Below are 13,586 nucleotides of genomic sequence, written 5' to 3' on the forward strand. Positions count from 1 at the left end.
ATGAGCACCGCCACAGCACCCCGCCCGACGCGCACGACCGGCACGCCGCCGGTCCAGCGCAAGGCGAACGTCCTCGTCCGCTGGATGACGTCGACCGACCACAAGGTCATCGGGTACATGTACCTGATCACGTCGTTCATCTACTTCTGCATCGCGGGCGTGATGGCGCTGGTCATCCGCGCCCAGCTGTTCGAGCCCGGCCTGAATGTGGTCGAGACGCGCGAGCAGTACAACCAGTTGTTCACGATGCACGGCACGATCATGCTGCTGATGTTCGCGACGCCGTTGTTCGCCGGGTTCGCCAACGTCTTGATGCCGTTGCAGATCGGCGCCCCCGACGTCGCGTTCCCGCGCTTGAACGCGTTCGCATACTGGCTCTACAGCTTCGGCTCGCTGATCGCTGTCGCAGGCTTCATCACCCCGCAGGGTGCGGCCTCGTTCGGATGGTTCGCCTACGCGCCCCTGTCCAGTACGACGTTCTCGCCGGGGTTGGGCGGCAACCTCTGGGTGTTCGGCCTCGCTCTCTCGGGCTTCGGCACGATTCTCGGTGCGGTGAACTTCATCACCACGGTCATCACGATGCGCGCTCCGGGCATGACCATGTTCCGCATGCCGATCTTCACCTGGAACATCCTGGTGACCTCGATCCTGGTGCTGCTCGCCTTCCCGGTGCTCGCCGCCGCGATGTTCGCCCTCGGTGCCGACCGCGTCTTCGACGCGCACATCTACGACGCGGCCAATGGCGGAGTCCTGCTCTGGCAGCACCTGTTCTGGTTCTTCGGCCACCCCGAGGTGTACATCATCGCGCTGCCGTTCTTCGGCATCGTGTCGGAGGTGTTCCCGGTCTTCAGCCGCAAGCCGATCTTCGGCTACAAGACGCTGATCTACGCGACGATCTCCATCGCCGCTCTCTCCGTGACGGTGTGGGCCCACCACATGTACGTCACCGGCTCGGTCCTGCTGCCGTTCTTCTCGCTGATGACGATGCTGATCGCGGTGCCGACCGGCGTGAAGATCTTCAACTGGGTCGGCACGATGTGGCGCGGCTCGGTGACCTTCGAGACGCCGATGATCTGGGCGATCGGCTTCCTGGTCACCTTCACCTTTGGCGGCCTCACCGGCGTTATCCTCGCGTCGCCCCCGCTGGACTTCCACGTGTCCGACTCCTACTTCGTGGTGGCGCACTTCCACTACGTCGTCTTCGGCACCGTCGTCTTCGCAATGTTCTCGGGCTTCTACTTCTGGTGGCCCAAGTGGACCGGAAAGATGCTCAACGAGACGCTGGGCAAGTGGCACTTCTGGCTCCTGTTCATCGGCTTCCACACCACGTTCCTCATCCAGCACTGGCTCGGCGTCATGGGCATGCCCCGCCGCTATGCCAGCTATCTGCCCGAGGACGGCTTCACCTGGATGAACCAGCTGTCCACGGTCGGAGCGATGATTCTTGCGGTCTCGCTGATCCCGTTCTTCTTGAACGTGTACATCACAGCCCGCACGGCGCCCAAGGTGACGGTGAATGACCCGTGGGGCTTCTCACGGTCGCTGGAGTGGGCGACCTCGTGCCCCCCGCCCCGCCACAACTTCACCTCGATCCCGCGCATTCGCAGCGAGGCTCCGGCGTTCGACCTGAACCACCCCGAGGCCGGTATCCCCGTCGGCATCGGTCCGGCGAAGGACGCCCCGGACGCCCCCACGTACGACAAGTCCGAAGGCATGGTGAAGTAGGGCTATGCGCGCCAACGTCAATCTGTTCTGGCTCCTCGCGGGCTTCTTCCTTGTCGCCGACGTCACCTATATCGTCTGGTCCCTGCTGGACACGGGCCAGGTGGAGTGGGTAGGCGCAGTCGCGATTGGTCTCTCGGCCGTGCTGGGTGCGTTCATCGCGTTCTATGTCGGCCGCGTGCATCAGGCGCAGGGCGCGGAGCTGCCCGAGGATCGCCTCGACGCCGACATCGATGACGGAGACCCCGAACTGGGCTTCTTCAGTCCGTGGAGCTGGTGGCCGCTGATCCTCGGCGGCTCCGCAGCTCTGGGCTTCCTCGGCCTTGCCGTCGGCTTCTGGATCACCTACATCGCGGTCGGTCTCTTCCTCGTCGCGATCGCCGGCTGGGTGTACGAGTATTACCGCGGGTACTTCGCCCGCTAAGGCATTTCTCGGCCGAGGGCCGGGCGCACGAGGGCTTCGGCTTCGGGCACCCGGCCCTTTCGCATACATACCCCGGTGCGGGTGGGACACGCCCGTGCTCGCTGAGGGGGCGACTGAGCTTGGGGCTCGATGCGGGTCTTGACGGCGCCCCGCGGAGACCGGCTCCTCGCCGCCCAGATCCTCGAGCCGCCCCCCTGTGCACGACCGGCACGCGTCGCGCACCGCCCGAGGTCGTGCACGCCGTCATCGATGACCGCTCCCGAGTCCCTCGCGCCGAGGTCCACGAGGACGAAACAGCCATCACCTCGACCGGCGGGCTGCGCCGCACGATCGCCCTGCCACATCACCCGACGACGTCCCGCCCCCAGGCGCCCGCAGACTCCGGGAAGAGATCGAACACGTCCACCGATCCCTCGCCCGGGAACGACGAAGGGCCCGGACGAATGAACGTCCGGGCCCTTCGATGAGGGAGGGTCAGTGCTCGCTGTGCGAGCTCTCGAGTTCCTTCTGAGTGACGGGGGTGATCCGGTCCTCGAAGAACCAGCGGGACAGTCCCGCACGCACGCGCTGCGGGGCGGTGATGCGTCCACGCGAGTCCGGGCGGATCATCAGCGGCTCGTACTCGTCCTGACCAACCAGCTTCCAGCGCTCGTACTCGTCGAGCTGCTGGTGGACCTCGATGAACTCGCCACCCGGGAGGCGGACGATGCGTCCCGACTCGAAGCCGTGCAGCGCAATCTCGCGGTCCTTCTTCTGCAACGCGAGGCAGATGCGCTTGGTGATGAAGTAGGCGATGAACGGTCCCGCGATCAGCAGGAACTGCAGGCCGTGAATCACTCCCTCCATCGTGAGGTGGAAGTGGGTCGCGATGAGGTCGGACGACGCAGCAGCCCAGAGGACGGCGTAGAAGCTGACTCCAGCGGCACCGATCGCCGTGCGGGTCGCGGCGTTGCGCGGGCGGTCGAGCAGGTGGTGCTCGCGCTTGTCACCGGTGATCCACGCCTCGAGGAACGGGTACAGCATCACCACGGCGATGAACAGTCCGAGACCGACCAGCGGAATCAGAATGTTGAACGACAGGGTTCCGATGCCGGGGATGGCCCACTCGAGTCCCGGCGGGACCAGACGCAGGGCACCGTCGGCGAAGCCGATGTACCAGTCGGGCTGGGTTCCCGCGGAGACGGGGGAGGGGTCGTACGGGCCGTAGTTCCAGATCGGGTTGATCGTGAACAGCGACGCGATGAGGACGACGACGCCGAAGACGATGAAGAAGAATCCACCGGCCTTGGCGGCGTAGACCGGCAACACCGGGTAGCCGACGACGTTCTGCTCCGTCTTGCCCGCTCCGGGGAACTGGGTGTGCTTGTGGACGACTACGAACACGAGGTGCAGGGCGATAAACGCGAGCACCAGCGCCGGCAGCAGCAGGATGTGCAGGGTGTAGAGGCGGCCGACGATGTCGGTTCCCGGGAACTCGCCGCCGAAAAGCAGGAACGAGATCCAGGTGCCCACGATCGGGATGCCCTTGACCATGCCGTCGATGATGCGCAGGCCGTTGCCCGAGAGCAGGTCGTCCGGGAGGGAGTAGCCGGTAAAGCCCTCGGCCATCGCGAGGATGAACAGGACGAAGCCGATCACCCAGTTCAGCTCGCGCGGCTTGCGGAACGCACCGGTGAAGAAGATGCGCAGCATGTGCAAACCGATCGAGGCCACGAACAGCAGCGCCGCCCAGTGGTGGATCTGCCGCATCAGCAGGCCGCCGCGAACGTCGAACGAGATGTCCAGCGAGGAGGACATGGCCGCCGACATCTCGATGCCCTTGAGGGGCAGATAACTGCCCTCGTAGTGCGTCTCGACCATCGAGGCCTGGAAGAAGAAGGTGAGGAAGGTGCCCGACAGCAGGATAATGACGAAGCTGTAGAGCGCAACCTCGCCGAGGAGGAAGGACCAGTGGTCGGGGAAGATCTTCCGACCGAACTCCTTGACGACCGCCGAGATGCTCGTGCGTTCGTCGATGTAGTTCGACGCCGCTCCGACATAGCCCTTCTGGAACGTGCCGGATCCGAGAATGACGCCGTCCTCGGGCTCCGTGGGGGAACTCGAGGGGCGTGAGGGGGTGGTGGTGGACATGTGAGTCATCGCTCCCAGAAGGACGGACCGACGGGCTCCGTGAAGTCGCTTCTGGCGACCAGGTAACCCTCGGCGTCGACGGTGATGGGGAGCTGTGGAAGCGGACGCTTCGCCGGGCCGAAAATGACGGCGGCCTCGCGCGTGATGTCGAATTGCGACTGGTGGCACGGGCACAGCAGGTGGTGGGTCTGCTGCTCGTACAGCGCCACAGGGCAACCGACGTGCGTGCAGATCTTGGAGTAGGCGACGATTCCGTCGTAGTTCCAGGTCTCGCGACCCTCACTGACGATGAGGTCCTCCGGCTTCAGGCGCATCAGGAGGACAGCGGCCTTGGCCTTCTCCTCCAGCTTGCCTTCGGCGTCCTCGAGGCCCTCCGGGATGACGTGGAAGGCGGATCCCAGGGTGACGTCCGATGCGAGGATCGGCGCTCCCGAAGGGTCCAGGGTGAGCCTCGTGCCCTCTCGCCACAGTGTGGTCTTGAGGAGGTCGACGGGGTTCTGGTCCTGCGGGCCGAGGCCCCGGAACAGGATCACGGCGGGCAGGGGGAACACGACGAGGGAGGCGATCAGGCTGTTGCGGACGAGCGAGCGGCGGCCGAAGCCGGACTCCTTGTCGGACTGGTCGAAGATCTCGAGAGCACGAGCGCGGGTGGGTTCCGCGCTACGGACGGGGTGGCGGATGTCGATGCCCTCGTGGTCCGACATCAGCTGCTTACCCCAGTGGACGGCGGCGATGCCAATGCCCAGGAGCGCGAGAGACATGCCCAGGCCGATGAACAGCGTGTTCAACCGGACCGACGCGACGTCCTCCGTGATCGGAAACGCCATATAGGCGGCAACCGCGAAAATCGATCCCGCGAAGGAGAGGTAGAAGAGCGTGTACACCGTGCGCTCGGCACGCTTCTCGACCCTGGGGTCGAGGTCGGTCATCCGGGGGCGGTGCGGCGGGAGGCCCGGGTCCTGGACGCGGTCCCGCGTCACGACCGCGGTGCCGGCCGGTGCCGTCCCGTGCCCGGTGGCCGACGAGGTGGCGAGGTCCGTGCCACCCTCATCGTGCTCTGCCATGGTTCTCCTTTTCACGCCGTGTCGACACCAGCCGGTGCCGTGGGTCAGTCGCGCCCGTCAGGGCGCTGCGCTCGTCTAATTGGATCGTGCGGTGATCCACACCGTCAGCGCCACGATGGCTCCGAGGCCGAAGATCCAGAGGAACAGGCCCTCCGCCACCGGCCCGAGGGAGCCGAGCGCGAAGCCGCCCGGGGACGGGTTGGCCTCGATGTACTTGAGGTACGAGATGATGTCGCGCTTGTCCTCGGGCGAGATGTTCAGGTCGTTGAAGACCGGCATGTTCTGCGGGCCGGTGACCATCGCCTCGTAGATGTGCGCCTCGGTCACACCGGTCAACTGGGGAGCGAACTTGCCACCGGTGAGCGCGCCGCCGACTCCCGCGACGTTGTGGCACATCGCGCAGTTGATCCGGAACCCTTCGGCGCCGTTGGCGGAGTCGCCCTGCCCGTCGAGGACCTCGCCCTCGGGGATTGCGGGGCCAGGCGCGAGCGATGCGACGTAGGCGGCGAGCTCGCCGACCTGCTCGTCGGTGAACTGGACCGGCTTCTCGAGCGCCTGCGGGCCGTGCATCTGCATGGGCATGCGGCCCGTGCCGACCTGGAAGTCGACGGATGCGGCGCCCACGCCGATCAGCGAGGGAGCGTTGTCGGTGCCCGCGGCATCGAGGCCGTGGCAGGTAGCGCAGTTGGCGGCGAAGAGCTTGGAGCCCTCGTCGATCGTCTGCTGACTGGTGGACGAGGTCTCCGCCGACGCCGACGTGGCGACGCCGACAGCCGCGTAGGTTCCGCCGGTGAGCCCGAGGCCGATGGCGATCAGGGCCAGGGTCGCGAGCGGGTGACGGCGACCCTTCTTGGCTCGGCTCTTCGTCTTCGGGGAGGCCATCGAGGCGTCCTTCCTGCGGGGGTCGGGAGTGGAGTGGGACATCGGCGAGCGCATCACTTGAGGAAGTAGATGACGGCGAAGAGGCCGACCCAGACGACGTCGACGAAGTGCCAGTAGTACGAGACGACGATGGCGCTCGTCGCCTCCTTGTGGCCGAAGTTCTTGACCGCGAAGCCGCGACCGATCACGAGGAGGAACGCGAGGAGGCCGCCGGTGACATGCAGGGCGTGGAAGCCGGTCGTGAGGTAGAAGGCGGAGCCGTAGGCGTTGCTGGAGAGGGTGACGCCCTCGGAGACGAGGGTCGCGTACTCGAGGACCTGGCCCGAGACGAAGACGGCGCCAAGGGCGTAGGTGAGGAAGAACCACTCGACCATGCCCCACTTGAACGGGCTGAGGCCCGTCGCGCGCGGCTGAAGCCGCTCGGCGGCGAACACGCCGAACTGGCAGCTGAAGGAGGAGGCCACGAGGATCACCGTGTTCACGCCCGCGTAGGGCACGTTGAGGATCTGTGTCTCGGCAGCCCAGAGCTCGGGGGAGGTGCTGCGCAGGGTGAAGTAGATCGCGAAGAGGCCCGCGAAGAACATGACCTCACTACCCAGCCAGACGATCGTTCCGACCGCGACCGGGTTGGGTCGGTTCACTACGGGCGCGGTGGCCGTGGGGGAGAGAGAGGTGCTCGTCACACAGACCATTATGGCCGATGCACGGCGCCGAACTCGCACTAGCCGGGAGGCGATCCTCGTCGCATAATCTGGGAGCCATGTCGGAAACCCTGTCCTGGCCGCACGTTCTCAGCGCACTCCTCGAGTCCTCCGATCTGAGCGTCTCCGAGGCGACGTGGGCGATGGAGCAGGTGATGGAGGGCGCGGCCACCCCGGCGCAGCTCGCAGGGCTGCTGGTGGCGCTTCGCGCGAAGGGCGAGACGGTCGACGAGATCGTCGGTTTCCGCGACGCGATTCTCGATCACGCCGTGCCGTTGGATGTGGATCCGATGGCGCTGGACATCGTCGGGACGGGCGGGGACCGCTTCGGCACCGTCAACATCTCCTCGACAGCGTCGATCATCGCGGCCGCGGCGGGGACGCCCGTCGTGAAGCACGGGAACAAGGCCGCGTCCTCCTCCTCCGGCTCCTCCGACGTGCTCGCAGCCCTCGGAGTCGATCTCTCCCTTTCTCCGGAGCGCGTCGCTGAGGTGTTCCGGCGCACGGGGATCGCGTTCGTTTTCGCCTCGCTCTTCCACCCCGGCTTCCAGCATGCCGGACCGGTCCGCGCTGAGTTGGGCGTGCCGACCGTCTTCAACTTTCTCGGTCCACTCTGCAACCCCGCGCGGCCGGAGGCGTCCGCGGTCGGGGTCGCGCACCTCGACCGCGTACCGCTGGTCGTAGGGGTGTTCCAGACCCGTGGGGCGACGGCTCTGGTGTTCCGGGGCGACGACGGGCTCGACGAGCTCACCACCACCGGGCACAGCCACATCTGGGAGGTGTCGCGCGGATCGGTCGTCGAGCACGACCTCGACCCCCGCGACCTCGGGCTGCGCCGCGGGCGGATCGAGGAGCTGCGCGGCCGCGACGCCGCCTACAACGCGAGCGTGGTGCGCTCGGTGCTCGCCGGCGACAGCGGCCCGGTGCGCGACATCGTGCTGCTGAATGCTGCTGCGGGCCTCGCGGCGTTCGACCTGGCGCGCGATCCGGATCTGGTGCGCACGCCCATCCTGGAGCGCCTGCATACGTCGATGGAGCGCGCGGCCGAGGCCGTCGACTCCGGTACCGCCACGGCCAAGCTCGACGAGTGGGTGCACGAGACGCAGCTCGCGGTCCTGCCGCTGCCGTAGGCGCGAGCGCGGGGCGTACCGTGGACATGCTGTCCGCGATGGTGTGGGCCGCGACGCTGGAGGAGACCTCGATGAAGAAGCTCATCAACGACCCGAAGAACGTCGTCACGGAGTCGGTGGTCGGCTTCGGCCTCGCACACGCCGACCTGGTCCGGGTGGTGTCCGATCCGCTGTTCGTGGTGCGAGCGGACGCTCCCCGCTCGGGCAAGGTCGGCATCGTCAGCGGAGGCGGCAGCGGGCACGAGCCGTTGCACGCGGGCTTCGTCGGGTTCGGGATGCTCGACGCCGCCGTGCCCGGCCCCGTCTTCACCTCGCCCACTCCCGACCCGATCGTCGCGGCGACGCAGGCCGTGGACGGCGGCGCGGGCGTGCTGCACATCGTGAAGAACTACACCGGCGACGTCCTGAACTTCGAGACCGCGGCCGACCTGGCCGCCGCTGAGGGGATCGAGGTGCGCAGTGTGATCGTGGATGACGATGTCGCGGTCAAGGACTCCCTGTACACGGCGGGCCGCCGCGGCGTGGCCGGCACCGTGCTCGTCGAGCGGATCGCGGGCGCCGCGGCCGAGCGGGGCGACTCGCTCGAGGAGGTGGCGTCGATCGCCGAGTCGGTGATCGCGAACGTGCGCTCGATGGGCGTCGCCCTCACTCCGTGCATCGTGCCGCACGCCGGCGAGCCGAGCTTCGAGCTGGCTGAGGACGAGATCGAGATCGGCATCGGAATCCACGGGGAGCCCGGCCGCGAGAAGATCGCGCTGGAGCCCGCCGACCGCATCGTCGACCGTCTCCTCGGTCCCCTCCTCGAGGACCTGCCGTTCTCCTCCGGCGACGACGCGCTGCTCCTGCTGAACGGAATGGGCGGCACTCCGCAGATCGAACTCTACCTCGCCTACCGCCGGGCCGCCGAGGCGTTGGCCGAGAAGGGGATCACCGTCACCCGCAGCCTCGTCGGCAACTACACGACGTCGCTCGAGATGCAGGGCTTCTCGCTGACGGTGCTGAGGCTCGACGACGCGCTCACCGCGCTGTGGGACACTCCGGTGCAGACCGCGGCGCTGCGCTGGGGACGCTGAGGGGCGACGCGCACACCGTGATCGGGACCAGGGCCGCACAGGCGGCGCACGAGGAGGAGACGACGATGCAGGAGCCACAGCGGGCCGGGCTCGACGTGGCGTGGGCGATGGCGTGGATCCGTCGCGCCGCCGAGGCGATCGCGGAGCACCGGGTCGAGCTGATCACGCTCGACCGAGCGATCGGCGACGGTGACCACGGCGAGAACATGGACCGCGGTTTCCAGGCCGTCGTCTCGAAGCTGGCGGCGACGCCCGAGCCGGCGGCACCGGCGGACGTGCTGAAGCTGGTGGCGACGACGCTCATCTCGACCGTCGGGGGTGCCTCCGGTCCGCTGTTCGGCACGGCGTTCCTGAAGGCCTCCGGCGCGGTCGCGGGCCGGGACGTGCTCGAGGGTGCGGATGTCGCGGCGCTGCTAGCGGCGGCGCGGGACGGCATCGTTCTCCGCGGCAAGGCCGAGGTGGGCGACAAGACGATGATCGACGCCTGGACGCCGGCGGTGGACGCGGCAACAGCATCGGCCGACGGCGGAGCATCCCCCGCAGCGGTCCTCGCAGCAGCGGCGGAGGCGGCGCAGAGCGGAGCGGAGTCCACCGATCCGTTGGTCGCCCGCAAGGGGCGCGCCAGCTACCTCGGCGAGCGCGCCATCGGGCACCGCGATCCGGGCAGCGTGTCGACAGTGCTGCTGCTGCGCGCGGCGGCCGAGGCGGCGGAGTGAGCGTCGGCCTGGTCCTGGTCTCGCACAGTGCCCGTCTGGCCGAGGGGCTGGTCGAGCTCGCGGAGCAGATGGCGGCCACGGTCGCGCTGGTGCCGGCCGGCGGGACGGATGAGGGTGGGATCGGCACCAGCTTCGAGCGCATCACGGCGGCGCTCGGCGCGGCCGACTCCGGCGAGGGGGTCGTCGTGCTCTGCGACCTGGGCTCGGCGATCATGACGGCCGAGACGGCGCTGGAATTCCTCGACGACGACGCGCGATCCCGGGTGCGGATCGCCGACGCTCCGCTGGTCGAGGGGGCTGTAGCGGCCGCCGTCGCCGCGGGCACGGGAGCCCCGCTGGAGGAGGTGCTGGCCGCCGCGGAATCGGCCAGGGGTGAGGTGCCGGTGGCCGACGAGAACGAGCCGAGCGACGAGCAGGTGCAGCGCCGCGTCCGGTTGATCAACCCCAACGGCCTGCATGCGCGTCCCGCGGCCGACTTCGTGACCCTCGCCGCGACCTTCGACGCCCGGATCGATGCCAACGGCAAGGACGCCACGAGTCTGCTCGGTGTGATGTCACTGGGACTCGACCGCGGGGACGAGGTAGTGCTTTCGGCGACGGGGCCCGAGGCTCAGGAGGCGGTCCGTCGGCTCGGCGACCTGGTCGAATCGGGGTTCGGCGAGGTATAGCCCCGGGCAGCGCACCAGGGACTGCGCACCAGGGACCGCGGAGGCGCCTCCTCCTACGCTGAGCGTATGGCCCTCCGCGGAACCCGACCCCCGTCCGTCCTGCTCCGCCGACTCGTCACGGTTCCGCGGGTCGTGCGCCGGGCGGATGCACGCGCGGCTCGCCGTCTGAATGCGCGGCGCTCCTCGCCCCTGATCGACGCCGCCCTCGTCGGGCTCTCCCGCTCCGCCGACCACGGCCTGCTCTGGACCGGCGTGGGCGTGCTGCTCCTGCTGGCCGGTCGACCGCGCGAGGCCCTGCGCGGGACCGCCTCACTGGCCGCTGCCAGCGCTCTCGCGAACGTGGTCGGTAAGCGGCTCTTCGGTGGCGATCGGCCCCTCCTCGTCGACGTCCCGGTCGGCCGGCGCCTCGCGACGGTGCCGGCCTCGCCGTCCTTCCCGTCGGGCCATGCGGCGAGCGCCGCCGCCTTCGCCGCGGGAGTCGCGCTCGAGTCGCCGCGGGCGGGTGCGATCGTCGCTCCGCTCGCCGCCGCGGTCGCGTTCTCGCGCCTGCATGTGGGCGTGCATTGGCTCTCGGACGTACTCGGCGGCGCAGTGCTCGGCGCGGCGGTGGCGATCCTGGGCAGGGTGGTCCTTCCCGCCGAGCCGCGCCGCGTTCCGGTCTCGGAGCGCTCGATCCGGCCGCCGGTGGACCGCAGCCCGCTCGGTGACGGCGCGGCGCTGCTCGTGGTGCTGAACCCCGGCGCGGGACGAGACTCGCACCGGCCCGATCCGGAGCCGCTGATCCGTGGACGCTTCCCGAAGGCGCGGGTGCACCGGCTTGCCGACGGCGAGGATCTCGCCGAGGTGGTGCACGCGGCCCGGGCCACCGAGGCTCCGCCCACGGTGCTCGGGATCTACGGCGGAGACGGCACCGTCTCGGTCGGCGCCGCGCTCGCCCGTGCCGAGGGGATGACGCTGCTCGTCCTGCCGGGTGGAACGATGAACCACTTCGCGAAGGCGCTGGGGCTGCTCACTGTCCAGGACGCTCTGGACGCGGCGACGATCGGCGAGCGCCGAGACGTCGACGTTGCCGAGGTGGTCGCCGACGGGGGAGACCCGGTGACCGTGCTGAACACGGTCTCGATCGGCGTCTACCCCGAGTTCGTGGCGGCCCGGGAGACGCGCGAGAAGCGGATCGGTAAACCGCTCGCCGCGGTGATCGCGGCCTTTTCGGTCGTCCGGCGCACCGACCCGTTCGAGCTCCGGCGCGACGGGCGCACGCAGCTCGTCTGGTCGTATTTCGTCGGCGTGAACCAGGAGCACCCTCGCACTGCTGCTCCGCTGGCGCGGCGCAGGCTCGATGACGGCCACCTCGATGTGCGCATCCTGCATTCAGGACGGACTCCGCGCACTCGCGGAGCGTTCTCGCTCCTCCTCGGCCGCGCGGCCACTCCGGTGCTCGGGCGCGTGCCCGGCTGGCGAGCGCCGGTGGTGGAGTCGTTCTCCACGCCGGAGATCACCGTCGCCGTGCGCAGGCCTGCGGGGAGCGACCCCGAGTGGGCGCACGACGGCGAGACGGAGTGCTTCGACGGGACCCGGGACGGCTTCGATGAGGCCGTGGTGCGTATCGTCCCGCTCGGCCTGCGCGTGTACGCGACCGCCGACTGAGAGCGCACCGGGCGCCCGTGGAAGGATCGGGAGGACCCGCCCGCGACCTCAGGGAGCGAATCATGCACGATCACGAGATCCTCCGGCTGTTGCGTGACACGCTCGGGGACGCGGTGCTCACCGAGGGGCCGGAGTTCGAGGGGGTGCACACAGACAAATCGGGCTACGCCGCACAGGGGCGTGCTCTCGCGCTCGTCACGGCGCGCTGCATCGCCGACGTCCAGGCGGCCCTGCGTATCGCCACCCAGTACCGCATCCCGGTGGTTCCGCGCGGGGCGGGGACGGGGCTGGCTGCCGGGGGAGTCGCGAGTGAGGGGGCACTCGTGCTCTCGACCGCAGCGATGGACCGGATCCTCGAGGTGTCGCTGGAGGACGAGCTGGCGGTCGTCGAGCCCGGCGTGATCAACCAGGCGCTCTCGGATGCCGTGGCCCCGCACGGACTCGTGTTCTCGCCCGATCCCGCGAGTAAGGCGATCTCGAGTATCGGCGGCAACATCGCGACCAACGCGGGCGGACTGCTGTGCGCCAAGTACGGCGTGACCCGGGAGGCCGTGCTCGGCCTCGCTGTCGTGCTCCCCGACGGCCGCCTCCTCCGCACCGGCCGCCGCAGCGTGAAGGGTGTCACCGGCTACGACCTCACCGCGCTGCTGACAGGCTCGGAGGGGACCCTGGGCGTGATCGTCGAGGCGACCGTGAAGCTGCGGCCGATCCCGAGCGGAGGCATGGTCACCGTCGGCGCGTACTTCCCGAGCGTGGTCGCTGCAGCCGCCGCCTCCGCCGCGATCACCGCCGCCCGGCTCCGCCCCGCGGTCATGGAGCTGATGGACGAGGCGGCGCTCGCCGCGATCTCGCGCTACACCGGCGCGGCGCTGGACCGCGGCGCGGCCTACCTGCTCGTGCAGGCGGACGGCGCCGGAGCGATGCAGGAGTCGCGGCGGATTCTCGAGATCGTCACCGCGTCCGGGGGCGTTGCTGAGGCGACCGGGGATCCGGCGGAGGGTGAGGCGCTGCTGGCCGTCCGCCGCGCCTTCCACCCGGCGCTCGAGGCCGAGGGCAGGGTGCTGATCGAGGACGTCTGCGTGCCCCGCTCCGCATTGCCGGCGATGTTCGCGGCGATCCGTGGCATAGAACAGCGCACGGGGCTCGACATCCCCACGGTCGCGCACGCGGGAGACGGGAACCTGCACCCGAACTTCGTGCTGCCCGCGGGCGACGTCGGTGTGAGCGAGGAGGTGTGGACGGCGGCGGCCGAACTCTTCCGCACCGCCCTGTCCCTGGGCGGGACGCTCACGGGCGAACACGGCGTGGGCCTGCTCAAGCGGCGCTGGCTGGCGCAGGAGCTGGGCGAGGACTCGATGTCCTTGCAGCGGGGCATCAAGGCGGTGTTCGACCCGCTGGGAATCATGAACCCGGGGAAGGTGCTCTGACC

At 69.1% G+C, this 13,586-nt stretch carries 12 protein-coding genes and 1 pseudogene; 9 read left to right on the forward strand and 4 right to left on the reverse strand.

Features of this window, described 5'->3' with window-relative positions; translation table 11 throughout:
- The 3 genes and pseudogenes from ctaD to A6122_RS17240 form a co-directional block, all read left to right on the forward strand.
- Positions 1 to 1,725 (forward strand): aa3-type cytochrome oxidase subunit I, encoded by a 1,725-nt coding sequence (gene ctaD, locus A6122_RS05900; RefSeq protein WP_068252678.1) that lies wholly within the window; start codon positions 1 to 3, stop codon positions 1,723 to 1,725.
- Positions 1,726 to 1,729: 4 nt separating this feature from the next.
- A complete protein-coding gene (locus A6122_RS05905) occupies positions 1,730 to 2,146 on the forward strand; it encodes a cytochrome c oxidase subunit 4 (protein WP_068252681.1) in 417 nt (138 codons plus the stop codon).
- A 233-nt stretch (positions 2,147 to 2,379) separates the two neighbouring features.
- Positions 2,380 to 2,481 (forward strand): annotated as a pseudogene (locus tag A6122_RS17240) (IS481 family transposase); the annotation flags it as partial.
- Between the two features lie 139 nt (positions 2,482 to 2,620).
- Here A6122_RS17240 and qcrB read toward each other — a convergent pair.
- The 4 genes from qcrB to ctaE all read right to left on the reverse strand — a co-directional run bounded on the left by qcrB (position 2,621) and on the right by ctaE (position 6,914).
- A complete protein-coding gene (gene qcrB / locus A6122_RS05910) occupies positions 2,621 to 4,276 on the reverse strand; it encodes a cytochrome bc1 complex cytochrome b subunit (protein WP_068252687.1) in 1,656 nt (551 codons plus the stop codon).
- A 5-nt stretch (positions 4,277 to 4,281) separates the two neighbouring features.
- A complete protein-coding gene (gene qcrA / locus A6122_RS05915) occupies positions 4,282 to 5,340 on the reverse strand; it encodes a cytochrome bc1 complex Rieske iron-sulfur subunit (protein WP_068252690.1) in 1,059 nt (352 codons plus the stop codon).
- 75 nt (positions 5,341 to 5,415) lie between these two features.
- Positions 5,416 to 6,222, reverse strand: a complete 807-nt coding sequence (gene qcrC, locus A6122_RS05920; RefSeq protein WP_068252692.1) for a cytochrome bc1 complex diheme cytochrome c subunit — start codon at positions 6,220 to 6,222, stop codon at positions 5,416 to 5,418.
- A 53-nt stretch (positions 6,223 to 6,275) separates the two neighbouring features.
- On the reverse strand, positions 6,276 to 6,914 hold the full coding sequence (ctaE, locus tag A6122_RS05925) for an aa3-type cytochrome oxidase subunit III (RefSeq protein WP_068252695.1): 639 nt from the start codon (positions 6,912 to 6,914) through the stop codon (positions 6,276 to 6,278).
- A gap of 68 nt (positions 6,915 to 6,982) precedes the next feature.
- On the opposite strand from ctaE, the gene trpD reads away from it, so the two are divergent.
- The 6 genes from trpD (at position 6,983) to A6122_RS05955 (ending at position 13,584) form a co-directional block, all read left to right on the forward strand.
- Positions 6,983 to 8,053 carry an anthranilate phosphoribosyltransferase gene (gene trpD / locus A6122_RS05930; protein ID WP_068252698.1) on the forward strand — a complete coding sequence of 357 codons (1,071 nt, stop codon included), beginning with the start codon at positions 6,983 to 6,985 and terminating at the stop codon, positions 8,051 to 8,053.
- Between the two features lie 71 nt (positions 8,054 to 8,124).
- The gene (gene dhaK / locus A6122_RS05935) at positions 8,125 to 9,126 is read left to right on the forward strand and encodes a dihydroxyacetone kinase subunit DhaK (protein ID WP_068257149.1); all 1,002 of its coding nucleotides are present in this window, start codon (positions 8,125 to 8,127) and stop codon (positions 9,124 to 9,126) included.
- A 65-nt stretch (positions 9,127 to 9,191) separates the two neighbouring features.
- Positions 9,192 to 9,842: a dihydroxyacetone kinase subunit DhaL gene (gene dhaL / locus A6122_RS05940; protein WP_068257152.1), complete on the forward strand. Its 651-nt coding sequence runs from the start codon at positions 9,192 to 9,194 to the stop codon at positions 9,840 to 9,842.
- Complete coding sequence (gene dhaM, locus A6122_RS05945; protein ID WP_068252701.1) at positions 9,839 to 10,510, forward strand: dihydroxyacetone kinase phosphoryl donor subunit DhaM; 672 nt, start codon at positions 9,839 to 9,841, stop codon at positions 10,508 to 10,510. Before dhaL ends, dhaM begins: the two co-directional genes overlap by 4 nt.
- A gap of 66 nt (positions 10,511 to 10,576) precedes the next feature.
- Entirely contained in the window at positions 10,577 to 12,157 is a 1,581-nt protein-coding gene (locus tag A6122_RS05950; RefSeq protein WP_084415848.1) for a bifunctional phosphatase PAP2/diacylglycerol kinase family protein, read from the forward strand.
- Between the two features lie 62 nt (positions 12,158 to 12,219).
- On the forward strand, positions 12,220 to 13,584 hold the full coding sequence (locus A6122_RS05955) for an FAD-binding oxidoreductase (protein WP_068252704.1): 1,365 nt from the start codon (positions 12,220 to 12,222) through the stop codon (positions 13,582 to 13,584).
- The last annotated feature ends 2 nt before the right edge of the window (positions 13,585 to 13,586 follow it).

Origin of the sequence: Rathayibacter tritici, from assembly GCF_001641005.1 — a bacterium.
In the GTDB taxonomy this organism is placed as follows: Bacteria; Actinomycetota; Actinomycetes; order Actinomycetales; family Microbacteriaceae; genus Rathayibacter; species Rathayibacter tritici.